Raw genomic sequence first — 24672 nt, 5'->3', positions numbered from 1 at the left:
AGGTGAAACTAGTGCTTCAGATTCAAAATCACGTTCCGGGATCGTGCTTCGATGTGCGCAATCACCGTGCATGGTGAACAATAGTGAATGTGAGCGCAGATCGTAGGAATGAAGCAACCCGTTTAGTTATTCTCGGCGGAGGACCTGGCGGCTACGAAGCTGCCATGGGTGCAGCCCAGCTGGGCGCCAATGTCACCGTCGTGGAGCGTGCAGGCATGGGCGGTTCAGCGGTGCTGACCGACGTCGTGCCCTCCAAGACCCTGATCGCTACGGCGGACGCAGTGCGCCGGGTGAAGCACGCAGAGACCTTTGGAGTCCACGTTGACGGCCTCGACTCGGCCGTCACCGACTTCTCGGTGGTGAACCACCGCCTGCTGGATCTTGCCAAGGAGCAGTCCTCGGATATCCGCACCACCCTCGAACGCGCTGGCGTGCGCATCGTGATCGGCGAGGGCCGCTTGCTGGACGACCACACGGTTGCCGTATCGCACCCGGATGGTTCCGAGCAGGAAATCGAAGCGGACGCCATGCTGATTGCCGTGGGAGCCCACCCGCGCGAACTGCCTACCGCCAAGCCTGATGGCGAGCGAATCTTCAACTGGACCCAGATCTACAACATGAACGAGGTGCCTGAACACCTGATCGTTGTAGGCTCCGGCGTTACCGGTGCAGAATTCGCTTCGGCGTACAACTTGCTCGGTGCCAAGGTCACGCTGGTTTCCTCGCGCGACCGCGTGCTGCCCGGCGAGGATGCAGACGCAGCTGGCGTGCTGGAAGATGCTTTCAAGGACAACGGCGTTAACGTTGTTTCCCAGGCTCGCGCCGAGGGCGTGGAGCGCCAGGGCGACAGGGTGCTGGTCACCTTGGCGGACGGTCGCGTGCTCGAAGGCAGCCACTGCCTGGTTGCAGTGGGCGGCATCCCCAATACCGCCAACATGGGTCTGGAAGAAGCCGGTGTGCAGCTGACCGACTCGGGCCACATCAAGGTCGATGGCGTTTCGCGCACTACCGCAACCAACATCTACGCTACCGGCGACTGCACGGGCGTCTTCGCCCTGGCTTCGGTAGCAGCCATGCAGGGCCGCATTGCCGTGGCCCACCTGCTCGGCGACTCGGTAAAGCCATTGAACCTGGATCTAGTGGCATCCAACGTCTTCACCTCCCCGGAAATCGCTACCGTGGGTGTGACCCAGCGTGCGGTTGCCGAGGGCAAGTACCAGGCCAACATCATCAAGGTTGACCTGAACACCAACGCTCGCGCCAAGATGATGAACGTGGACCAGGGCTTCGTGAAGATCGTTTCCCGCAAGGGCTCGGGCACTGTTATCGGCGGTGTTGTGGTTGCTCCGCGTGCCAGTGAATTGATCTTCTCGCTGGCACTGGCGGTCCAGAACAGCCTTCATGTTGATGACGTGGCTGAAACCTTCACCGTTTACCCGTCGTTGTCCGGTTCGCTGGCCGAAGCGGCACGTCGCCTGCACCGTCATCGGTAGGTTCTGAAGAACTTTTCCAGGGCGGCATTTCCCTTGCATTCAGGGAGATGCCGTCCTTTTGCCATTAATGCCGTAATACAAGCTCTTGTGACGCCATTCACTTTGCCGACCGACTCTGATATAAGTGTAAAAACCGTTTTCTCAGGTCACGTCTCAATATGTGGAAGCGCATATTCCTGCTAGTAGGCCCGTGAATTGCCGTTTGCTGTTCAGTTTCATTTCATCTGGTGTCCAAATGCTGGACATCAATATCCGAATACTGGTCACCGAGGTTTACGATTATGGCAACGTAAATGAACATCTGACTCGTACTTTCACTCTAAGGAGCAGCCTCCATGTCGCAGGCTAACCAAGCAGTGGCGCCGAAGGAAAACACCCGCGGTCGCGTGCTGTTTGCCAGCATGATTGGCACCACTGTCGAATTCTTCGACTTCTACGCCTACGCCACCGCGTCGGTTCTCGTTTTCCCGGCGTTGTTCTTCCCTAACGCCTCCACCATCAACGCGATCCTTTCATCGTTCGCGATCTTCGGCGTGGCTTTCGTGGCTCGTCCACTGGGTTCAATCATCTTCGGCCACTACGGCGACAAGCTCGGCCGCAAGGGCACCCTGGTGGCGTCACTGCTGCTGATGGGCATTGCCACCTTCCTGATCGGCTTCCTGCCGCCGGCCGCGGGCAACTGGACCGTTTTGGCTCCGACCGCACTGGTGCTGCTGCGCTTCGCACAGGGCCTGGCGCTGGGCGGCGAATGGTCCGGCGCTGCGCTGCTGGCCACCGAGAATGCGCCGAAGAACAAGCGCGCCATCTACGGCACGTTCCCCCAGCTGGGCGCACCCATCGGCTTCATCATCGCGAACCTGATGTTCGTGGCCCTGCAGACCTTCTGCACTGCAGAGCAGTTCATGGCATGGGGCTGGCGCGTTCCGTTCTACTTCTCGGCAGTCATGGTGATCATCGGCCTGTGGGTACGCCTGAAGCTGGTTGAATCCGCGTCCTTCAAGAAGGTCCTGGACCAGAAGAAGGTAGTGAAGTCGCCGTTTGCGGTGACCATGAAGAAGCACTGGCGCCCAACCCTGGCCGGTACCTTCATCATGCTGGCAACCTATGTGCTGTTCTACCTGATGACCTCCTTCACCCTGACCTACGGCACCCAGCCAGCTACCGTCGAGCAGGCGACTGCTGCAGCTGAAGCCAAGGGCAAAACCTTTGACGCCGCAGGCTTCGTTCCGGGCTTGGGCATTGAACGCCCGACCTTCTTGACCATGCTGATCATCGGTGTCGTCTTCTTCGGTATCTTCACCGTGGTTTCCGGCCCGTTGGCTGAGAAGTTCGGCCGCCGCAAGTTCCTGATCTGGGTTACCGCGGGCATCTTCGTCTTCGGACTGTCGTGGACCCTGTTCTTCGGTCCAGGCCAGGGCGCTGCCATGGCCGGGCTGATCATCGGGTTCACCCTGATGGGTCTGACTTTCGGCCCAATGGCTGCGTATCTGCCTGAGTTGTTCCCGTCCAATGTCCGCTACACCGGCTCGGCTGTTGCCTACAACATGTCCTCGGTGATCGGTGCGGCTCCTGCTTCCTTCGTGGCTGTAGCCCTGTGGAAGGCCGGTGCGGGCAACACCACCGGCGTTGGCCTGTACTTGGCACTTGGCGCGGTACTGACCTTGGTCGCGCTGTTCATGACGCGCGATACCTCTGACATGGACATGGAAGAGTGGGTCGAGTAGTTCGACAGTCTTGCCGAGGGAACGGCTCGGCGAATCATCAAGCCATGATGATTCGCCGGGCCGTTTCCCGTTTCCGTGCAGCCTGGATGAATACGAGCTGAAAAGGGCCATCAACCCCTGACAACTTGATGCGCGGCATGGAAGCATGGGACGCGGAATATCCAATACCGAAGGGGAATGCTCATGCGTATTGCAGTTGCGGGAGGCACCGGCGCTATCGGCACGCTGGTGGTCGAAAAACTCAAGAGTGCTGGCCACGAACCAGTGGTGCTCGCACGGTCCGTGGGATGCGACCTGGTGAACCGCAACGCGGTAAAGCAGTGGCTGGTTGACTGCCAATCGGTCATCGATGTTTCCGGAGTTTCCACCACCAGCTCTGCTGCATCCATGCGGTATTTCACCCACTCGACGGCCAACCTCGTCAGTGTGGGGCGCGAGTCCGGGGTGCAGAACCACGTGGCGCTCTCGATCATCGGAGCGGCCGAAGTGGATTCCAGCTATTACGCGGGCAAAGCCGTGCAAGAGCGGATGCTGCACATGCTTCCCGGTGGCTATACGCTGCTGCGCTCGACCCAGTTCCACGAATTCATTGGCCAGAATATCAAGCGTCTGGGCGCGGGTCCGGTGCAGATGGCGCCGAAAATGCGGATGCAGCCCATCGCGGGCATCGAAGTGGCTGCAGCACTAGTGGATCTTGCCGAGGGGTCGGCGCAGGGCGTGGTGCAAGACCTTGCTGGGCCGCAAGAAGAATACGCTCCCGACCTGTTTGCCAAGTACCTGCAGGCCCAAGGCAGGTCTCCAAAGATGGTTGAAGTGCCTGTTCCTGGCCCCATGGGCAAGGCCATGCGTGATGGGGGACTGCTGCCAGGCGGTTCCGCCCGGTTGGGCCACGAAACCTTCGATGCCTGGCTAGCGCGGCAGTAGCCCGAACCAGCCTCCTTATTCAGTATCCATTGGCTGGCGTGCGGGAACTTCCAGCATCCGAATAGCCGTGACAAAACAAGTGGATTCTGGAAGCATCACGTCATGGACGAAAAAGAACCGCATGTTCCCTACAATCCCACGCCTCGGGACTTTCCCGGCTTTGCGATGCCAGCTTCAGTGCCGCAAGGCATGCGTCTGGAGCTGAGCCGTTCAAGGATCAAGGATGGGCAGGATGAGAACTTTGGCGCCTGGATCGACATGCTCAATGCGCGCTACGAGGAATGCGAAGCATCCTTATCGGCACAACGGGCAGCGCTGGAAGCAACATTCAGGCATGTGGAAGCCGATGGTTCAATATGGATCTACCACCTGAGCCTGGTAGGCGAGAACGGCGGCGGGCTCGATACGCAGCAGGATATCGATGTGGCGCACGAAGCAGCTAGCCGCCAGGCGAAAATGCCTGGCTGGGAAGAACTTGAACCGAAGTTCCTGCTCATGCCCGATCACCTGAAGGCATCCATGGCGCACTGGGCAGAACATGGACAGGTGCCAGAGTAGAAGATTCCAGTTGCAGAACGACGCAGGGCCTGGACATATCTGTCCAGGCCCTGCGTCGTTGCAAACGAGTGCTACTTGGCTTCTTCGATCGAAGCGATGACGGCGCCCGATGACAGGGTCTCGCCCGGGGCAACTTCCAAGCCGCTGACCACGCCATCACGGTGCGCAGTAATTGGCTGCTCCATCTTCATCGCTTCCAGCACGACAATCAGATCGCCCTGGGCCACGGCCTCGCCATTCTCAACGGCAACCTTCACGATGGTGCCCTGCATCGGCGAACGCAGTTCTGCGCTGTTCGCGCCAGCGGAGCTGGCTGCCTTGCGGCCCGGCTTGCGCTTCTTCTTGCCTGCGGCCTTCTCGGCACCGTTGGAGGATACCGATCCCAGCGACGAAGGAAGGGTGACTTCCAGGCGCTTGCCGCCAACTTCAACGGTCACGCTGGTGCGCTCGTCTTCGGCTGCGTCCTCGCCGTCCATTGGCATCGGGTGGGGCTCGATGGCGTTATCGAATTCGGTTTCGATCCAGCGGGTGTGGACCTTGAACGGCCCCTGGGCCGGAACGAACGATGGGTCGCTCATCACTGCACGGTGGAATGGCAGCACGGTAGCCATGCCCTCGATCTGGAATTCTTCCAGCGCACGGCGGGCACGAGCCGCAGCCACTTCACGGGTGCTGCCGGTGACGATCAGCTTGGAGATCATCGAGTCGAAGTTCCCTGAAACGCTTTCGCCCTGCTCGATGCCCGAGTCAACGCGAACGCCGGGCCCCGATGGCAGGTTCATCTTGGAGATGGTGCCTGGGGTCGGCATGAAGTTGCGGCCGGCATCTTCGCCGTTGATGCGGAACTCGAAGGAGTGGCCGCGGATCTCCGGGTCGGTGTAGCCCAGTTCTTCGCCGCGGGCGATGCGGAACTGCTCGCGCACCAAGTCCAGGCCGGTGACTTCCTCGGAGACCGGGTGCTCAACCTGCAGGCGAGTATTGACCTCGAGGAAGGAAATGACGCCATCCTGGCCTACCAGGAATTCGCAGGTGCCTGCGCCGTTGTACTTCGCTTCGCGCAAGATGGCCTTGGAAGCTTCGTACAGCCGGGTGGTCTGCTCTTCGCTCAAGAACGGGGCCGGCGCTTCTTCAACCAGCTTCTGGTTGCGGCGCTGCAGCGAGCAGTCGCGGGTGGAAACGACAACCACGTTGCCGTGGATATCGGCCAAGCACTGGGTCTCCACGTGGCGCGGTGCATCCAGGAAACGTTCGATGAAGCATTCGCCGCGGCCGAAAGCGGCTACAGCTTCACGCACTGCCGAGTCGTACATTTCGCCGATTTCTTCGCGGTTGCGGACCACCTTGATGCCGCGTCCGCCGCCACCGTAGGCAGCCTTGATGGCCAGCGGAAGTCCGTGCTCGTCGGCGAAGGCGTATACCTCGTCGGCCGAGGCCACCGGATCCTTGGTGCCGGGAACCAGCGGAGCGCCCACCTTTTCAGCAATGTGGCGGGCCTTGACCTTGTCGCCGAGCTGGTCGATGGACTCTGGCGAAGGGCCAATCCAGGTCAAGCCCGCGTCAATAACAGCCTGGGCGAACTCGGCGTTCTCCGAGAGGAAGCCATAGCCCGGGTGGATCGCGTCGGCGCCGGAGCGTTCAGCTGCGTCCAGGATCTTCTCAATGCGAAGGTACGATTCAGCGGCGGTGGTACCGCCCAGCGCGTAGGCTTCATCAGCCAGACGCACATGCAGAGCATCGCGATCCGAGTCGGCATAGACCGCAACGGACTCGATTCCTTCATCGCGTGCGGCACGGATAATACGCACTGCAATCTCGCCGCGGTTGGCGATAAGCACCTTCGTCAATGGATTCATCATGAACCTTGTCTTTTAAAAATAGGGTTTCTCAGCTACGAGCCTATCGTTTTTGTGGGAACTATATGTAGTTATCGCCTAGAACGAGGGTGTTAGGGCGAATTTTTTGGAGGAATCCTACAAAGGAGCTTCGTACTGGCTCTTCGCGGAACCTGCCCCGCGAGGCTTGCAGACCCTGTCGCCCGCGAGGCCTGGAAAGGGGCGCGGCTCTCCGCTGGTGCGCTGGCAGCGCTGGCATCTGCCCTAGTCTTCGCGCACCCGGCGAACTAGGCTATCGCCAAGATGGAAAACAAGGAGGCAGTCGTGGGAAATCAAGGCAAGGCGCTCTGTGCGCTGCTGGCTGCTGGAACGCTCGCCTTGGCCGGTTGCTCCAGTGGGAGCGGCATCCCGGCGCTTGACCGCGATCCGGCTGGAACCGACCAGTGGCCGGGGGATAGGAGCCAGTTGGAGAACCTTGGCATGCAATCCGTGCGTTTTCTGGTCACGCACGGCAACGCCGACTACTTCGCCACCGCATCGGCAGATGCGCAAACGGCTTGCCTGTTCAAATTCGCCCAAGGAGAGGCCTCGGCAGCTGGCGGATGCGGCGGGGCCGGGGACGCGGATGCCATCGTCGAAGTGAGCGCCCCTGGAACGAGGATGATGCTGGTCCGGGCCGGAGCCGACTTCTCGGACTTGGAAGAGGCGGGCTGGACCAGGATCCACGAGAACATTCTAGTGTTCTAGCTGGCCGGGAGCCAAGGGATTCCTGAAGGGCCGCTTGACGCCTGCAGGATTGGGCTATCCAAGGTTGGCGCCCATGGTGTACACCACAGGTCCCTCTGCTATCGCGGTGCGATGCAATACCTCGAAACCGTGCCGCTCGTATAGGCGGACGTTTCTCTCGTTGGATGTTTCCAGCGACACCTCGGGATAGTCCGACGCGGCAATATGGTTCAGGCACCGGCTGATGAGTGCCGAACCAAGACCCCGTCCAACGCTGGATCCAGCAACCCCAAGCGTGGCAAAGTCCCACGCGTTCTCAGGCCGCTGTGGCAGGTCGGCTCCGTAGGTGATCTCCAAGCGATCGCCCATCAGCTGCGAAATCTCTTCCTGCATGCCCAAGCCAGGCTCTGGACAACTTGGTGGCAGGAGCGCAGCGACACCGTCGAGGTCCTCGCTGACCAGGACGACTCCATGCTCCAGAGCGTGGGAAAGGTAGACGGCTTGAAGGCGTTCCAAGCGCTCCAGGTAGCGATCGGCTGGAATGCTCCACCGTGTCCAGGGGTAGAACGCAAACGCCTCGGCCAAAGTAGAGGACGCACTGGGAATATCCGCGCGGCGCGCGGAACGGATAGCTGAAGTCACATCCATATCCTAGCCAAGCCAACCCGGCCTCCCGCCGTGCGCCGCCACGCCATGGTTCCGGCCTGGCATGAATCAGCCCCGGCAGCTACGCCTGCCGTTCGCGGTGCCGCCTGACGGCCGCGCGATTGGCGCAACGCACCGAGCAGAAACGCTGGCGCCCGTTGCGTGTCACGTCCACAACCACGTGGCCGCAGGGTGCGGCCTCGCAGCGCCGCAGCCGGTGCATGCCCCTGGTGGTCAGGTGCAATGCCGTGCCCACGCAGAAGACCGAGCGCAGCACCTGGGGCATGCTCTGGCCGTCATCGCGATAGTGCAGGTGCCAACCCTCCCCATCGTGGTCCACCAGGCGCGGATAGGCCGAAGCTCGAGCCGCCTGCAAATTCAGCAGCAGCGCCCGCTCGGGATCGGACGGCGCGTCAACGATGTCCAGCCAGTCATCCACTACCGCGCGCGTTTGGGCATAGTCCGAGGCGAGCCGCGGAAAAGGCATGGTCATGCCGCTCTGCCGGGTGCGTTGTTCGATGCCGTCGCGGTCCGATGGCCAGTCATTGGCCAGCGACGCAGCGAGGAGCACCGCATATTCTCCGTAAGGGTTGAGTTGCATAAGAGCATTACATCATGCTGGAGCCATGACTATTGCACAGCACAGCCAAGCCGTTGATTCCCGGCAGGAAACCGATGTCCATGAGCACTGCTGGGAGATCGGATCCAGGCATCGGACTTCCGCCGGGATTGTTGAATACTTCCATTGCCGCCGCTGCCGGCGCCACATCATGCTCCAGCGCGGGTTCGGGCACGAACAGATGCTGCTGAGCAGGGAACTGCAGGCATGAAAAAGGTGCCTTCCGCTGTGGGGCGGAAGACACCATTTGCCGGCCGGAACCGGATTATTTCCAGAGATCCACGATGCTGATCCCGGCTTGGGCCAGCAGGCCGCGCAGCACGAAGACATCCAATCCGACTACGTTCTGGAAGTTGCCTTCGATGGACTCGATGAAGGCTGCAGCCAGCCCGTCAATGGTGAATGCCCCGGCGCAGGGCAGCGGTTCCCCGCTGGCGACGTAGGCCTCGATCTCGGCATCATCCACGGTGGAGAAATGCACCACGGTGGAAGATACCTGGCCGCGAGCCTGTTCCGGATTGGCGGGATCAATCAGCCAATGGCCCGAGTGCAGGATTCCGGTAGAACCGCTCAGCTGCAGCCATCGTTCGCGGGCTACCTCTTTGGTGTGCGGCTTGCCGTAGGCCACGCCATCAAGTTCGAAGACCGAATCGCAGCCCAGCACCACGGTGCCTGCCGGATGATCTGCCTGGGTCACGTTCTCGGCCTTGGCACGAGCCAGCAGCAATGCGGTCTGCGCTGGACTCTGCTCGCCGTTGCGGGCCACGGCAGCTGCCAGCACCGCATCTTCATCCACCTCGGAAACCTGGGTGGTGAATTTGATGCCCGCATCGGCCAGGACCTTCTTGCGTCCCCACGAAGCCGAAGCCAGCAGCAACCGGGGTCCTGTCTTCATCTGTTCGCTCATACGGCGGCGTTCTCCTTGGCCTGGTCCTGGCTGGAATTATCAGCGGAAGTGCTTTCCCCGGAATCCAGCATATCGTTGAGTTTCGATCCTTCGACATCAACATCCGGCAGGATCTTGTCCAGCCATTTAGGCAGGTACCAGGCCTTGTCGCCCAGCAGGTGCATCACTGCCGGAATGAAGGTCATGCGGATGATGAACGCATCGAAGAGCACACCGAAAGCCAGCGCGAAACCGAGCGGGCGGATCATTGCCAGGTGCGAGAACACGAAGCCGGCGAAGACCGAGATCATGATCAGCGCAGCGGCGGTGACGACCGGTGCTGCCATCGAGAAGCCGGAACGGACCGCGTCCTTGGCCGGCTCGCCGTGAGCGTAGCGTTCACGCATCGCCGAGACCAGGAAGACCTGGTAGTCCATGGCCAGCCCGAACAGGATGCCGGTGAGCAGGATCGGCAGGAAGCTGAGCAGCGGACCGGGAACGTTCACATCGAAGAGGCCGGAGAACCAGCCGAACTGGTAAACCATGACGCTGGCGCCGAAGGCCGCGGCCAGCGAGAGCAGGAAGCCACCGGTGGCCAGCAATGGAACCACGACCGAACGGAAGACCAGCAGCAGCAGGATCAGCGACAGGCCAACCACGATGCTCAGGTACGGTACCAGGGCGGCGGTGACCTTTTCGGAGACGTCAATCTGCGCGGCAACCTGGCCGGTCACGGCAATGTCGGCACCCGTGGCCTCGGAGAACTCCGAGTAGTCCGCACGCAGCTGGTGCACCAGCGCTTCGGTGGCTTCCGAGGAAGGGCCATCGGTAGGGATCACCTGGATGGCTGCCAAGGTGCGGTCTTCGGTCATGGTGACTGGAATTGCGGCCACCACGCCGTTGTATTCGCGCAGTTTCTCGGCCACATCGAGGCTAGTTTCCTCAGCTTCGCGCTCGCTGAGCCCTGCAGGCAGATCAGCTAAGACCAGCAGCGGGCCGTTGTAGCCGGAACCGAACTTGTCGCTGGTTTGCTCGTAGGCCTGGAAGGCCTGCGAATCGGCAGGTTCTGCACTGCCATCAGGCAAAGCGGTTCGCATCTGCGTGGCCGGCAGGGCGATGGCACCCAGGACGAGTATCACCAGCAGGGTCACCGGAACAGCGATCTTGGTGACCATGCGAACCCAGCGAATGGAGAACGATTCCTTGATGTGGGGAATCGCGGCATCCGCGGCTGCCTTCTTGCGGGCCCGCTTGGAAACCAATTTGGTGCCGGCCAGGGACAGCAGTGCTGGCAGCAAAGTGATGTTCAGCAGCACCGAGCAGAACACGGTGAACGCGGCCGACAGGCCCAAGACGGTCAGGAACGGAAGCCCTGGAACAGCCAGTGCGGCCAGTGCGATGATCACGGTCAGCCCGGCGAAGACCACCGCGTTGCCGCTGGTTCCCACGGCGCGTGCAATCGACTCTCCGACCTCCATGCCGGACAACAGCTGCGAACGGTGGCGGTGGATGATGAACAGCGCATAGTCAATGCCCACCGCAAGGCCCAGCATGAGAGCCAGGGCAGGGGTAATCGAGGCCATGTCAATCAGCGAGGAGAACGCCATCGTAGTGCCCACGCCAGCGCCCACACCGAGGATCGCCAGCAACAGCGGCAGGCCGGCGGCGACCAAGGTGCCGAGCATGGCAATCAGGACAATGGCAGCGATGACCACACCAATGATTTCCGAGGCTCCGAAGACCTGGGACATGTCCTGCATGATCTCCTTGGAGAACAGCACCTCAACGCCGTTAGCCTGTGGACCTGCGGCGATAGCCTTGATCTGCTCGCGGTCATCGGGAGTCAAAGCGTCGGTCTGGACCTTGAAGGTCACCTGCGAAACTGCAGTACTGCCGTCTTCGGAAACGAAACGCATATCGGAGCTTGCGCCCACCTGGCGCGAAGCGAATTCCAGTTCAGCTCGGCCGGATTCCAGATCCTTCAGGCCTTGCTCTATGTCCTTCTCGCCCTGCTCAAGCTCGGCGGTCTTTTCCTTGATGGTTTTTTCGCCGTCTTCAAGCTGCTTCTTGGCTTCTGCCAGCTCGGCCTTGCCTGCAAGGAACTGGGCCTTCTTGGCATCGAATTCACGTTGCCCGGCCTCCAGCTTGGCCCTGCCGGCATCGAGCTCGGCCTGGCCTTCGCTCAGCTTCACCTTGTTGCTGGCGATCTCAGTTTTCGCTGCATCCAGCTGCGCCTTGGCGTCGTCCAGCTGGGTTTTGGCGGCGCTAAGCTGGCTGCGGTTCGCCTCCAGTTCCTGATGGCCGGCCTTGGCCTGGGCCTGTCCAGCGTCGAGTTCCTTGCGGGCGGCGTCAAGCTGCTTCAAGCCGGCTTCGGCCTTGGCGATCTGCCCCAGTGCGGCGGTGGCCTGCTGCTTACCGGCGGTCGCTTGGGCGATGCCGGATTCAGCCGAGGTTTTGCCGGCTTCGGCTTCGGCGAGACCACCCTGCAAGGCGTTCAACGCAGCGGTGTATTCGGAGATTTCCTTTTCATTGCCGGCTTCTTCAGCGGCATCAAGCTGCTGTTGCACGCCTGCAATCTGGATCTTCAGATCATCGATAGCGGCTTCAGCCTCGGCCAGTCCGGCCTGTGCGGCGGCCAGGCCATCTTCAGCTGACTTCAGACCCGTGGTGGCTTCTTCCTTGCCTGCCGACAGGGTTGCGTCGAATTCTTCGCGGGAAGAGTCGCCCAGCAGCTGTTCCATGCCAGCCTGGTACTCCTTCTCGCCCGCGGCGAGCTTGGCGTCAGCGGCATCGAGCTTCTGCTCGCCAGCGTCGAACTTTGCGCGGCCAGCGTTGTATTCGGCCGTTCCGTCCTTGTACTGGGCTAATCCGGCGTTGTACTTCGCTTCGCCAGCTTCCAGCTGGGCACGACCCGAAGTCAGCTCGCGCTGGCCGGTTTCCAGCTGCGCGCGGCTATCGGCGAGCTGCTTTTCGGCGGCGGCAATTTGCGGCTCGGCAGCCTGGATTTCCTTCTGGCCGTCAAAGTACTGTGCCCAGCCATCGGTGAGTTCCTCGCGGCCTTCCTTGAGCTGCACCTTGCCATCGGCAATCTGCACCTTGGCATCGTCAAGCTTTTCCTGGCCGTCAACGAGTTCCTGCTGCGCTTTCTCCAGCTCTGGCTGCGCCTTATCGAGCTGTTCCTGCAGTTCGAAGGGGCTCATGGCTTCGACTACCTGGGACTGCATGGCCAGCTGTTCCAGGGACTCGGCGACGGCCTGCTTCTGGGTTTCGTTCAGCGGCCGGTTCGAGCTTTCACGGAACACAATCGAGCCAGAGCCGCCGGCGAGATCCGGGAGCTCTTCCTTCATTCGGTCGAGGGTGCGCTGGGTTTCAGTTCCGGGCAGGGTGAAGGTATTCGATAGCTGGCCCATGAACAAGCTGGCGCACAGGCCGATGAAGATGAAGGCCGCCAGCCACATTGAAATGACGCGGTAGCGGTGCAGGTGTGCCCATCGAGCGAGGCGGTAGAGGAGGGAAGCCATGAGCTTAGATGTCCTTCAAGGTGCTAGTGCTGGTCAGCGGCAAGGCGGTAAAACCCTGGTCAAGGGTTTTCATGGCCTGGGTAATCAAGGAATGGAAGACGGAGATGAGCTCGGGGGAAATATCCAGACCGTGAGTTTCGGTAGCTGGCAGACGCTCGATCCACTCATCAAATGCTGCTTGGCCTGCGCCGAGCAGAGCATGGGTAAAGACTCTGATGGAAAAACTGTCGGCCTGCGGATAACGGCGGGCGACTTTTTCGATGACTTCCGTGGTGGCTGTCCGCCATTCGTTCATCGTGGCGGGGAAGCCGCAGTTGGCTTCTTCCGTTCGCAAGAATGCACCAAACTGGGCCACTTGCCCGAGCATCTGCGACACGTCATCAGACTTGAGCGATTCGATGATCGCTTCGACCAGAGGCATGGAGTCGGTCAGGTCGCTAATGGAATCCACCATGGTTCCCAGAACCTGGTGCAGGGGATAGGAGAAGACCGCATCTACTGATGGAAAGTAGTTGAAGAGTGTACGGCGCGAAACACCGGCCGCTTCAGCGATCTGCGTAGCGGTAAGCGCCGTGGCAGAGCCTTTGCGAAGCAGGTCCGCGACGGCTTCAACGATGGCTTGTTTCGTTGCTCGTTTGTTTAGTTCGCGGCGGGTGCCGGTACTCGGGGAAGTCACATAACTTACACTACGTGCAAAGTTGCACCCTGTGCAAAGTGAATCCGTGTGACCTTTAACCGGAAATCGGCGCACGAGCAGTAGTGCTCGTGCGCCGATTTCTTTCAGCAATGCCTACTTGGTTGCAGCTGCCTCAGCATCTGCCGCTGAGATGCTTTCATCAGCGAAGGGGTTGCCATTGCGTGGTGCGTTGTACATGTCAATGTCCAAGATGCCCTCGCGCTTGGCGACAATGGTTGGAATCAGTGCTTGGCCGGCGACATTTACCGCGGTGCGGCCCATATCAATGATCGGGTCAACGGCCATCAGCAGGCCAACGCCTGCCAGCGGCAGGCCCAGGGTGGAAAGGGTCAGCGTCAGCATGACGATGGCGCCGGTAGTGCCTGCGGTTGCTGCCGAGCCCAATACGGAAACCAGCGCAATCAAGAAGTAATCGGTGAGGGACAGCTCAATACCGAAGAACTGGGCAACGAAGATTGCTGCGATCGCCGGATAGATGGCAGCGCAGCCGTCCATCTTGGTAGTCGCGCCCAGCGGCACTGCGAAGGAAGCGTAGCCCGAAGGCACCCCGAGGTTGCGTTCGGTCACGCGCTGGGTCAATGGCAGGGTGCCAATCGAAGAGCGTGAAACGAAGGCCAGCTGTACTGCAGGCCATACACCCGAGAAGTACTGCTTGATTGACAGGCCATGTGCGCGGACCAGTACCGGGTAGAGCGCGAATAGCACCAGTGCCAAGCCGACGTAGATTGCAACGGTGAACTTGCCCAGTGCGCCAATAGTGTCCCAGCCATAGGTGGCAACAGCGTTGCCGATCAGGCCAACCGTGCCGATCGGCGCGATGCGGATGATCCACCAGAGGACCTTCTGGATGATCGCCAGGATAGAGGCCGAGAACGCGAGGAATGGTTCGGCCGTCTTGCCAACCTTGAGGGCAGCGACGCCCACGGCGATGGCAATGACCAGTATCTGCAGGACGTTGAAGCTGATCGAGGTGGAAGCGGTTGCTTCATCAACCAGCTTGGTGCTCGCGCCCAGACCCAGGAAGTTGGCTGGGACCAGGCCAGTGAGGAAGCCGAGCCAGTCGCCGGTCTTGCCATCGTATTCATCTGGCATGCCCTGGCCGGTATTCGCTCCGGGGCGGAAAACGGTGCCAAGAACCATGCCGATGATTACCGAGATCAAGGCAGTGATGGCAAACCAGAGCAGGGTCTGCCACGCAAGGCGTGCCGCATTGGTGACCTTGGCCAAATTGGCAATTGAGGCGACAACCGCAAAGAAGATCAGTGGGATCACTGCAGTGCGCAGCAACGCAACGTAGCTGGAACCAATGATCGACAGGGCTTCACCCAGCCCGTTGGGTTCCTCGGCGGTGCTGCCGGTGTACTTGGCTAGGAGACCCAGTAGAAGACCAACAATCAGCGCCGCAATGATCTGCGGGCCGAAATTGGTCATCCAGCGTGGAAGCTTAGATGAAGGCGCGGTAGTAGACATGCGTTCAAGATTAGGGCGCTTTTCTTCGCCGGCGGCAGTTTTTGTTACGCAACATGACGGTATTTCGCCGTTTGTGCTTTATTGCACTGAAAAGCGGTGTCTAGGGTCACTGGACCGGCGAAATGGCGCACGATTTGTGCGAAGACTTCGGTGCGGGGACACAGATCTTCACATGGGAATTTTTGGCTCCGTGCCATTGTTGCTGGACTAATCGCCGTGACTGTGCTTGAAGAAGCATCGCTCACTTCACGCAGTTTGCTTTCGTATCCTGGACGCGAGCATGCCGCGCAGGGCGACCAGCAAGCAAGTGGCAGTTCCTCCCAGTGCCGCCCCGCCGGCAACGGCAAGGACGACACCGGGACCGCCAGCGCCGATAAACCCCAAGAGGTGAATTCCGAGTCCCAGGACCAGCAGGGTTGCTGCAGCGGCGGCGCAACTGGCGATGCTGAACCAGTGCAGTGAGCTGGCCTGGTAGAAGGTTCGGCGCCGAAGCTTCGATATGAGGATCCAAAAACAAATGAGGACAATCTGCAGGCAAGCAAGCCCGGCCGTCACTGCGCACCGGTACGGGGTCGCCAGATGGGCCACTTCGGGATGAATGTAGATGGTCTCCTCGATGAACATCGGCAAAATCAGCACTTGGCCAAGGAGCACCCCGAGGAAGATTGCGATGAGCGCGATTCGGGCGGGTAAAACTGCGAGACTGGTCATCTAATGATTTTCGGCTATTATCTATCGTTAATCAATAATTTCTTGTTGTTTTTCCCTGGAATATAGAGCTGGGCTCTTCAGTGCTGCTTCCGTGATCTTGACCTGTCGGAACCATATGGAAAGGTAGAAGCCAGCAAGGCGTGGGAAATCCCTGGTTGCTGCATGGGCCGGAACTGAAAGAAGGAAATAATGCGGGTTTATATCACTAGTGTGTGCGTGGATGATCAGGCGAAAGCTAAAGCGTTCTATACCGAGGTGCTGGGCTTCAAGGTCAAGCACGATATCCCTGTGGGCGAATACAGCTGGCTGACCCTTGTTGCAGCGGACCAGGAGCAAGGTCCTGAAGTGCTTCTGGAGCCTTCAGCACACCCTGCCGTTGGGCCGTACCGTTCAGCACTGAAAGCAGACGGCATCCCGGCAACTTCCTTTGCCGTTGATGATGTCCAGGTGGAATTCGAGCGTCTTAGCTCACTGGGCGTGAAGTTCACGCAAGAACCGACGGATGCCGGACCCGTCGTGGTTGCGACCTTTGATGACACGTGTGGCAATCTGATCCAGATTTCCAGCTACAAGGGATAAAACGAATGGCGGTCCTGCCAATAAGCAGGACCGCCAAGCCGATTTCCTGGAGGCTACTTCACTAGGGCGCGCTTCAAGGTATCCAGGCCAACTGAACCGAGCTTCAACGCCGCGGTATGGAATTCCTTGAGCGAGAAGTCCTCGCCCTCGGCGGCCGCGAGATCGTCGCGGATCTGCTCCCAGAGCCGTTGGCCGATCTTGTAGGACGGAGCCTGGCCTGGCCATCCCAAATAGCGGTTGTACTCGAAGTCCAGCTGACCCGTGGACATGTCCAGATTCTTCTCCAGGAACTCATAGCCGTTTTCGGCGTTCCAGGTGCCGGTGCCCCACTGCGCAGGAACTTCCAAGCCCAGGTGAACTCCTATATCAAAGACCACTCGCGCGGCTCGAATGCGTTGCGCATCGAGCATGCCCATGTAATCGCCCGGGTCATCGAGGTAGCCCAGCTGGTGCATGAGGCGTTCGGAGTACAGCGCCCAGCCTTCGCCCTGGCCGGAAACCCAGCACATCAATCGGCGCCAGCTGTTGAGCGTGGAAGCCTGCATTTGGGCTGTACCGATCTGCAGGTGATGGCCGGGAACGCCCTCGTGATAGACGGTGGTGAGCTCGGCCCACGTGGTGAATTCATCTTCTCCAGGCGGAACCGACCACCACATCCGTCCCGGGCGGCTGAAGTCTTCTGATGGGCCGGTGTAGTACACGCCGCCATCCTGGGTCGGAGCGATCATGCATTCGATGCGGTCCATTGGCGCCGGGATGTCAAAGTGCTTGCCCGACAAGTCCGCCATGGCCTGGTCAGCCTTGCCCTGCATCCACTCCCGCAAGGCGTCGGTGCCTGAGAGCTTGCGCGCCGGATCCTCGTTGAGGATCTTCTTGGCTTCCTCGATCGTGGAGCCCGGCTTGATCTGCTGGGCGACGCGCCGCTGCTCGGCGATGATGGCATCGAGTTCGCCGACGCCCCAGGCATAGGTCTCTTCCAAATCCACTGCGGCGCCCAGGAAACGGCGGGACATCAGCGAGTAGTACTCTCGGCCCACCGCGTCTTCGGCCGGTGCCTGTGCCAGGAGTTCATCTTGCAAGTACGCGGTGAGTTTGCGGTAGGCCTTCTTCGCGGCTTCGGCTCCGGCTTCCAGCTGTGCTTGCAAAGTGGTATCCACTGCGGTGCCGGAGGTGGCCAACTGGTCGAAGAATCCGCCATCCTTGGCGTAATCGGTGGTTTGCGTGATCACTATGGACACTTGGCGCTGCGCCGCAACCAGATCATTTGAAGCGGAATCACGCAAAGATGCGATGTAGCCGTCAATCGCAGCCGGAATGTTGGACATTCGCTGGGCGATGAAAGCGTAGTCCTCGGAGGACTCCTGCGGCATCAAATCGATGATTGAGCGGATTTCCTGTGCCGCGCTGGCGATATTGTTCAGCTCGGTGCGCCCGGTGAACAGGATTTCCAGTTCGAGGCTCAATCGCTCGGTCATCGCGTCAAGCGAGACTTCGTCAATTGCGTCGACCGCAGTGGCGTTGGCCAATGCGCCCAAAGTCTCCCGCAGTAAGCTGATCTGCTGGGTGGTGCCAGCAGGGGAGTAGTCGCCATAGGTGGTCTCGTAGCCTGGCAAGCCAAGGGAAACTCCCCATTCCGGGGTCAGTTCAAGGGACTTGGCGAAGAAGGCTTCGGCGATCTGGTCGATTGCCGAAGGCTCGCGGTGCGGTGCAGAGGATGTCATGTAACTAACAGTAGTTGATATGAAAGATTTGTTGAAGACTTTTGCGCAGGTTCGTTCTGAACTGCTTCCGCGGTCGTCTAGCAGGTGCTTCCAGGCGCGGGTTATGCCGCTGGACCTGCCGAAAAGGAATCAAAGGGCATCTGCGGTCGCATAGGCGGTTCCCGCTGATGAAGATGAAGCACGCGAATTGTATTGCGTTGATGAATCGCCCAGTCAGTGCCCATGGGGAGAACTCTCCATGGCGGAGGTTTTGTCAGTTCGTTAGAATTGGAGGGCGTTGAGTCTGGCTATGGGGAATAAGGCCGGATTCTGGCGCACACTCGTACCAGCAAACCAAGGACTGACCTCTAGATGGCCAAAGCCGCTTCGACCGGATGGACCGGACTGCTCAAAAGCACCGGGTTCAAGGTGACTGCGATCCCAGTCGTGGCGGCCCTTGCCGTCACCGGCGCCATTATCTATCCGGGCTTCGAAACAGCTGACGTGGAACTCAACGACGGTGGTGTCTGGGTAGTCAATCAGTCCGAAGGCAAGATCGGGCATGTCAACTACCAGTCGCGCACCATCGACGGTGGCGTTGCCACCCCGCTGGCCAACTATGACCTGGTGCAGCATGAAGAAAGCGTGCTGGTACGCAACCTGGAACAGGCCTCGCTGACCACTATTGACCCCGCGATGGTGCAATTTGCTGGCGATAACAACCTGCCAGCCAACTCATCCTTCTCCTTCGGTGCGTCCGTTGTCGCCGTCACCGACGCGGAACACGGAACTGTCCAGGCCAGCAACCTCGAACAGATTGCCGATTTCAAGGGCGAAGGCGCCGAACCGCTGATCGAGTCCAAGGGCGAAGTCGCCGCCGTGGTTGGCGCCGACGACACCATCTGGGCCGCTGACCTCGGCGCAGGAACCCTTTCCAGCTTCACCCTGGACGACGACGGGAAAGCCGAACTCGCCCAGGAATTCGAAATTCCGGAACTGGCCGAGATGAAGGAGCCGCAGCTTTCGGCCGTCGGCAAGATCGGCGTGGTCTTCGATGAAGCCACCGGCGAACTGGTCACCTCGGAGGGCAACTCCGCAATTCTCGAGAATCCTGCCAACGCCCGGATCCAGTCTCCGGGCCCGGAAGCCGAGAACATTGCTGTGGCCCTGGACCAGTCGCTGGCAACGGTGAGCCTGTCCGGCAAAGCCACCAACTATGAGCAGCTGGAAACCGCTGGCACCCCTATCCAGCCGGTGCGCGTGGGAACGTGCACCTACGCGGCCTGGCAGACCAGTGGCGAGTATCTGCGCTTCTGCGATGACCCGGCACATAACCAGAGCACCGCAATTCCGGAAATGCCAGAAGGCGCTGAACTGGCGTTCCGCGTCAACCGGGACGTGGTCGTGCTCAACGACGTGCATTCGGGGCAAGTCTGGTTGGCCAATGAAGGCATGGAAATCGTCAGCAACTGGAGTGATCTGGAACCGCCTGCTGGCAAGGGCGAAGCCAAGGAAGAAGAAACCAAGGAAATCACCGACGCCATCGAGCTACCTAACCGCACCGAGGAAAACAAGAAGCCGATCGCCGAGGACGACAGCTATTCGGTACGCCCCGGCCGCACCACCTTGCTGCCGGTGCTCTATAACGACGTGGATCCGGACGGCGATTTGCTGACCGCGAACCTGGAAGGCGCTGCGCCCTCGGTAGGTGCCGTGCAGCCGGTCCATGACGGCACCGGATTCCAGATTGTGGTCCCCGAAGATGCCAGGGGCGGCGCGAGTTTTTCCTACACCACCAAAGACGGCCGCGGGGGACAGGACACCGCGACCGTCAAGCTGAACGTGGTGGACGATGAAACCAACAAGGCTCCGGAACAAAAGCGCACCACCGTGCTGCGCGTGCAGCAGGGCGAGTCAGTCAGCCACAACGTGCTCGCTGACTGGACCGACGCGGAAGGCGATGACCTCCGCTTGCTCGGTGGAACCTCCGATGGCGATGACGTGATCCGCGTCCAACCCGATGGCACCTTGACCTTCCAGGATGACGGAAAGAAGCTGGGGCAAAAGGAATTGGCCATCCAGGTTTCCGACGGGCAGGAGGGCACCAAGGGCCGGGTACTGATCGAGGTCTTGGCCGACGCCACCGTGAAACCGGTGACCGCGACCGATCATGTGGTGGCCAATATCAATGAATCCGCCAGTTTCTCCCCGCTGGCCAATGACACTGATCCCAGCGGAGACGGACTGCGGCTGGCCGGGGTGGATGATGTTCCCGGGTTGGAAATCAAAACCAACGCACAGACCGGAACCGTGACCGCGCGCGCCGAACGCGCCGGAACCTACTACGTTGAATACATGGCCACCAACGGCCCGGCCAGCGCCCCGGGCCTGGCCCGCATCGATATCAAGAAGCCGGAAGAAAATGCCGAGGATCCGATCGCGGTACGCGATGTCGCCTTGCTGCCTGCCGGCCAGGATGTACTGGTCAACGTGCTGGGCAACGACACCGACCCGGCCGGTGGCGTACTGGTGGTAACCGGCGTGCAGACCGCCAGCGACAAGCCGTTCTCCACCTCCGTAGAACGCAATACCTTTGTCCGCATCACCGACGTGCGCGGCCTCACCGACCCGACCACCATTAGCTACACCGTGTCCAATGGCTCTCGTGAAGCGACCGGTTCCATCCGCGTGATTCCGATTCCGGCACCACCACGCATGGATCCGCCGCAGGCCAACCCGGACACCGTCACCGTCCGCGAGAACGACGTGGCCACCGTCAAGGTTCTGGAAAACGACATCCACCCGAACGGCGGAGAGCTGCTCTTGCGTCCCGAGCTGGAAGAAGCTGATGATCTGGGAGAAGGGTCCCTGATCTCGGTTGCCGACGAAACGATTCGATTCCGCGCCGGCGACTTTGGCGGCAAGGCCAAGCAGGTTTCCGCGGTCTACACCGTGGCAGGACCTGATGGCCAGGAAACCAGCGCCAGCGTCACCTTCAACGTCCTGCCCGAGGCAGAAGCCAATGACCTGGAAAAGAACACCCCGCCGAACCCGGAACCAGTCACCGGGCGGGTCTTCGCCGGCTCCAGCACCAACGTGCTGATCCCGATTGACGCTATCGACCCCGATGGCGACTCGGTCTCCCTCGTGCAATTCGGCGATTCCCCGCGCATGGGCACCGCGAAGATCCGCGGGGCCTCCATCGACTACACGGCCAACCCCGATGCCTCGGGCACCGATGAATTCAGCTACGTGGTGGAAGACCGTTTGGGTGCCCGCGCCACCGGCACGATCAAGATCGGCGTGGCACCGCTTGCCGAATCGAATAATTCCCCGGTTGCCGTCAACGACTTCTTGACCGTGCGCCCCAACCGCCCGGTGGCGGTGGACGTGATGGACAACGACACCGACCCGGATGGCGACCCGATCGCCTTGATGAGCGAAGTCTCCACCGAAGCCAGCATGGAGGTGGAAGTCATTGACGGCCGCGTCACCCTGACCTCGCCCCCGGAAGACGGCAACGTTTCGGTGCGCTACATGATTTCCGACGGCCGCGGCGGCACCGCGGCGGGCACGCTGAGCATCAAGTCCGATCCAGAGGCCCAGCTGCTGGCGCCCATTGCCCGCGATGACCGGGTTTCCTTGGAAGAAGTCATCGGCGATGAACAAGTGACCGTAGATATCTTGCGCAATGACGAGGACCCGGATGGCAGCTCCAGCGAATTGGAGATCAGCTTGCCGGATAACCCGCCTACTGCCCAAGTCACCGAAGATGGCCTGGTCGTCACCGCCACCGAGGACGCGCAGATCATTGCCTACACCCTGACCGACCCCGACGAACTGGCTTCTACTGCCTTCGTCCATGTGCCAGGCACCGCCGGAGCACGGCCAATCCTGCGCAGCGGGCTGAATCTGCAGGTCGAGGCGGGACAGGTCCTGCCACTGAACCTGGATGACCTGGTCCTCGTCCGTGAGGGACGCACCCCGCGCTTGACCACCGAAGAGTCGGTGGCCTCGATGCCGCAAAACGACGGCGAGCTGGTGAAGTCCGCCACCGAGCTTTCCTTCCGTGCACCGGTCGATTTCGACGGCTCGGCTACCGTCAGCTTCGAAGTCACCGACGGCACCGGCCCCGACGATGAAATGGGCCTGAAGTCCAAGCTGACCCTGCCAATCAATGTCACCCCGGCTCCGCGCCAGAACGATTCCGAGGAACACCAGAACCAGAACGAGGAAGGCCAACCGGAGGAGGAAGAGCCAGAGGAAGAGGAAGAAGAGCAGCCGCAGGAAGAGAACTTCGCTCCGACCCTGCAGGCCAATGCCTTGGCCGTGGGCCAGGGCGAGGAGCCAGCCTTCCTGGACCTGCGCATGGCCGCCAACGATGCCAATGAAGACGACGTTCCGAAGTTGAAGTTCGCCATCTCTTCGGTGGATATCCAAGGTGTCCAGGCCGAACTGGTCGAAGAGCATAACCTGAAGGTCAGCGCCGGAGCTTCGACCCCGAAGGGCACCACCGGTACCGTCACCGTCACGGTCAGCGACGGTGTGAACCCGCCGGTTCCGGCCGCCATGAACATCACCGTGACCGGCTCGGTCCGCGAGCTGCCGGTAGCTGTGGCCGATAACGTGGCCGATGCGGCCCAGGGCAAGACCGAAGTGGTCGATGTGCTGGCCAACGACCACAACCCGTACGCGGATGAAGGCCCGCTGCGCCTGATCAACGCCCGCGCCCTGGAAGACACCGGGGAAGTGGAAACGAGCGGCGACAAGGTATCTATCACCCCGAAGGACAACTTCGTGGGCACCATGCGGGTGGAATACACCATTGGCGATGTCACCGAAGACGTGGCACGCAACGTCATCGGTACCGTGACGCTGAACGTCAAGGGCGCCCCGGAAGCCCCGGGCCTGCCACGCGTCCAGTCCACCGGGGATGAGAAGGCTGTGCTGCAGTGGGATCCACCGGCCAACAACGGCTCGCAGATCACCCACTACACCGTGACCGGCGGCGGGCACACCCAGCGGTGCGCCACCACCACCTGCACCATCACCCCGCTGGCCAACGACACCGTATACAACTTCACGGTGACCGCCGCCAACGAGATCGGCCAGTCCCCGGCCTCGGCGCCGTCAGCCGATGCCCGACCGGACGTGGAACCCGAACAGCCTGTCGCCCCGACCGGCACCGACGGCGACCAGCAGGCGGCCTTCAAGTGGACTGCCCCCGCCAGCCGGGGTTCGGCCATCCAGAGCTACACCTTGGAGATCTCCCCGGCACCGTCCAACGGCGTCACCCAGGTCACCGGCATTACCGGCACTTCCTATACCTGGAAGGGCCTGAAGAACGGCACCGATTACCAGGTCCGCGTGCGTGCGGTGAACAAGGCGTCCAAGCCATCGGCCTTCAGCGCCTACTCGGCAGCCGTGACCCCGGCTGGCAAGCCGTTCAAGCCGTCCGCCCCCACCGCGGCCCGCAAGGAATCCGCGGTGGATGGCGGCGTGGTCAACGTCGCCTGGAACGCACCGGGCACCAATGGCGCACCGATCACCGGCTATGCCCTGCGCGTCTACAAGTCCGGAACCCTGGAGAAGACCATTGGCTCCATTGCGGCCAACCAGACCAGCCAGTCGGTCACCGGCCTGAGCACCTCGGGTTCCTACACCTTCACCATCGCGGCAACCAACCGCAAGGGCAGCTCGGAACAGAGCTCGAATTCGGTGGCGGTGACCCCGTACGGGCGTCCAAAGGCCGTGTCCAGCGTGAGCGCCAAGGCCACCGGCGCCAATCGCATGGTGCAACTGGGCTTCCAGGCTCCTGCGGCCAACGGCTCGAAGATCACCGGATACCAGTACTCCGCCGATGGCGGAGGGTGGCAGTCCTTCGGCGGCCCCGGCTCGGTGATCGACACCGGTTCCAACGGCACCGCGCATACCTGGCGCGTGCGTGCCTTGAATGCTGCCGGCCCGGGAGATCCCAGCCCTGCCAGCAACCAGACCAGCGCCTACGGTCCGCTGCGCGACAACGCGAAGATTTCCTCGTCGCATGGCGATAACTGGATTTCCTTCAGCTGGAATACAGCCGCCGGCGAATCCAACGGACGCAAGGTCACCCAGACGGTAGCCATTGGCGGGTCTAACACGGCTAACGACGGTACGGAGAAGGTCAGCAACCTGGGCTACTCCACGAGCCGCACCCTCAAGATCGTGGCAACGGATACCGAAGGCCAGAGCAAGTCCTGGTCCAAAACGGATCAGACCAATCCTAAACCGGCCCGTTCGGTGAAGCTGTCCGAAGGACCGTTGTACAACGGCTACGCGAACTCCACCTGCCCGCCGAACTGCTACAAGTACCACGTGGAGCTCTACGACTTCGACCCGGGCACCCACACCTACCTGGCGCAGTGCTACCACTCCAAGGGAATGTTCTCGGATAATTACGTGACCTTCAACGTCGACGGCAATGGCCGGGCCTCCAAGGACTTGCCATGCGTGATCGAATCGGGATATGCCCAGCCGTACTTCGCGAAAATCGACGGCACGGAATCCGACCGGGTTAATTTCAGATAAGCGCGGCATCGGCCGAGCAT

Annotated in this window: 17 protein-coding genes; 8 read left to right on the top strand and 9 right to left on the bottom strand. The window is 60.9% G+C overall.

The window, feature by feature from the left end; genetic code table 11:
* The first annotated feature begins 83 nt into the window (after positions 1-83).
* The 4 genes from ACFVHU_RS09725 (at position 84) to ACFVHU_RS09710 (ending at position 4699) form a co-directional block, all read left to right on the top strand.
* A complete protein-coding gene (locus ACFVHU_RS09725) occupies positions 84-1493 on the top strand; it encodes an NAD(P)H-quinone dehydrogenase (RefSeq protein WP_181148819.1) in 1410 nt (469 codons plus the stop codon).
* Between the two features lie 335 nt (positions 1494-1828).
* Positions 1829-3217: an MFS transporter gene (locus ACFVHU_RS09720; RefSeq protein WP_105657113.1), complete on the top strand. Its 1389-nt coding sequence runs from the start codon at positions 1829-1831 to the stop codon at positions 3215-3217.
* 183 nt (positions 3218-3400) lie between these two features.
* Entirely contained in the window at positions 3401-4141 is a 741-nt protein-coding gene (locus ACFVHU_RS09715) for an SDR family oxidoreductase (RefSeq protein ID WP_181149032.1), read from the top strand.
* Positions 4142-4243: 102 nt separating this feature from the next.
* The gene (locus tag ACFVHU_RS09710; RefSeq protein ID WP_286134588.1) at positions 4244-4699 is read left to right on the top strand and encodes a DUF6176 family protein; all 456 of its coding nucleotides are present in this window, start codon (positions 4244-4246) and stop codon (positions 4697-4699) included.
* Positions 4700-4770: 71 nt separating this feature from the next.
* On the opposite strand, the gene ACFVHU_RS09705 is transcribed toward ACFVHU_RS09710, so the two are convergent.
* Entirely contained in the window at positions 4771-6552 is a 1782-nt protein-coding gene (locus tag ACFVHU_RS09705; protein WP_181148829.1) for a biotin carboxylase N-terminal domain-containing protein, read from the bottom strand.
* Between the two features lie 303 nt (positions 6553-6855).
* Between ACFVHU_RS09705 and ACFVHU_RS09700 the strand changes: the two genes are divergently transcribed.
* Positions 6856-7278 carry a hypothetical protein gene (locus ACFVHU_RS09700; RefSeq protein ID WP_146112923.1) on the top strand — a complete coding sequence of 141 codons (423 nt, stop codon included), beginning with the start codon at positions 6856-6858 and terminating at the stop codon, positions 7276-7278.
* Positions 7279-7332: 54 nt separating this feature from the next.
* Here ACFVHU_RS09700 and ACFVHU_RS09695 read toward each other — a convergent pair whose 3' ends face one another.
* Together ACFVHU_RS09695 and ACFVHU_RS09690 are read right to left on the bottom strand one after the other, a co-directional pair.
* On the bottom strand, positions 7333-7899 hold the full coding sequence (locus tag ACFVHU_RS09695; RefSeq protein ID WP_388024124.1) for a GNAT family N-acetyltransferase: 567 nt from the start codon (positions 7897-7899) through the stop codon (positions 7333-7335).
* An 85-nt stretch (positions 7900-7984) separates the two neighbouring features.
* Positions 7985-8503: a CGNR zinc finger domain-containing protein gene (locus ACFVHU_RS09690; protein ID WP_105661743.1), complete on the bottom strand. Its 519-nt coding sequence runs from the start codon at positions 8501-8503 to the stop codon at positions 7985-7987.
* 25 nt (positions 8504-8528) lie between these two features.
* On the opposite strand from ACFVHU_RS09690, the gene ACFVHU_RS09685 reads away from it, so the two are divergent.
* Positions 8529-8732 carry a hypothetical protein gene (locus tag ACFVHU_RS09685; protein WP_146112924.1) on the top strand — a complete coding sequence of 68 codons (204 nt, stop codon included), beginning with the start codon at positions 8529-8531 and terminating at the stop codon, positions 8730-8732.
* Positions 8733-8786: 54 nt separating this feature from the next.
* Here the strand turns inward: ACFVHU_RS09685 and ACFVHU_RS09680 are convergent, their stop codons facing one another.
* From ACFVHU_RS09680 to ACFVHU_RS09660, 5 genes are all read right to left on the bottom strand, one after another.
* Positions 8787-9428 (bottom strand): nucleoside triphosphate pyrophosphatase, encoded by a 642-nt coding sequence (locus ACFVHU_RS09680; protein ID WP_105661745.1) that lies wholly within the window; start codon positions 9426-9428, stop codon positions 8787-8789.
* Positions 9425-12928 carry an MMPL family transporter gene (locus ACFVHU_RS09675; protein ID WP_105661746.1) on the bottom strand — a complete coding sequence of 1168 codons (3504 nt, stop codon included), beginning with the start codon at positions 12926-12928 and terminating at the stop codon, positions 9425-9427. Before ACFVHU_RS09675 ends, ACFVHU_RS09680 begins: the two co-directional genes overlap by 4 nt.
* A 4-nt stretch (positions 12929-12932) precedes the next feature.
* Positions 12933-13715, bottom strand: a complete 783-nt coding sequence (locus tag ACFVHU_RS09670; protein ID WP_105661747.1) for a TetR family transcriptional regulator — start codon at positions 13713-13715, stop codon at positions 12933-12935.
* A 3-nt stretch (positions 13716-13718) separates the two neighbouring features.
* Positions 13719-15095, bottom strand: a complete 1377-nt coding sequence (locus ACFVHU_RS09665; RefSeq protein ID WP_105661748.1) for a dicarboxylate/amino acid:cation symporter — start codon at positions 15093-15095, stop codon at positions 13719-13721.
* A 246-nt stretch (positions 15096-15341) separates the two neighbouring features.
* Complete coding sequence (locus tag ACFVHU_RS09660) at positions 15342-15806, bottom strand: DUF2975 domain-containing protein (protein WP_388024122.1); 465 nt, start codon at positions 15804-15806, stop codon at positions 15342-15344.
* Positions 15807-15995: 189 nt separating this feature from the next.
* Here ACFVHU_RS09660 and ACFVHU_RS09655 point away from each other — a divergent pair, with 189 nt between their 5' ends.
* Positions 15996-16385 carry a VOC family protein gene (locus ACFVHU_RS09655; RefSeq protein ID WP_105657125.1) on the top strand — a complete coding sequence of 130 codons (390 nt, stop codon included), beginning with the start codon at positions 15996-15998 and terminating at the stop codon, positions 16383-16385.
* Between the two features lie 53 nt (positions 16386-16438).
* Here ACFVHU_RS09655 and ACFVHU_RS09650 read toward each other — a convergent pair whose 3' ends face one another.
* Complete coding sequence (locus ACFVHU_RS09650; RefSeq protein WP_133833037.1) at positions 16439-18106, bottom strand: DUF885 domain-containing protein; 1668 nt, start codon at positions 18104-18106, stop codon at positions 16439-16441.
* 351 nt (positions 18107-18457) lie between these two features.
* Between ACFVHU_RS09650 and ACFVHU_RS09645 the strand changes: the two genes are divergently transcribed.
* Entirely contained in the window at positions 18458-24652 is a 6195-nt protein-coding gene (locus tag ACFVHU_RS09645; protein WP_388024121.1) for an Ig-like domain-containing protein, read from the top strand.
* Positions 24653-24672: the final 20 nt, after the last annotated feature.

Origin of the sequence: Glutamicibacter sp. NPDC127525 (assembly GCF_042672105.1) — a bacterium.
GTDB lineage: Bacteria > Actinomycetota > Actinomycetes > Actinomycetales > Micrococcaceae > Glutamicibacter.
This window is presented reverse-complemented; position numbering and strand designations above follow the sequence as displayed.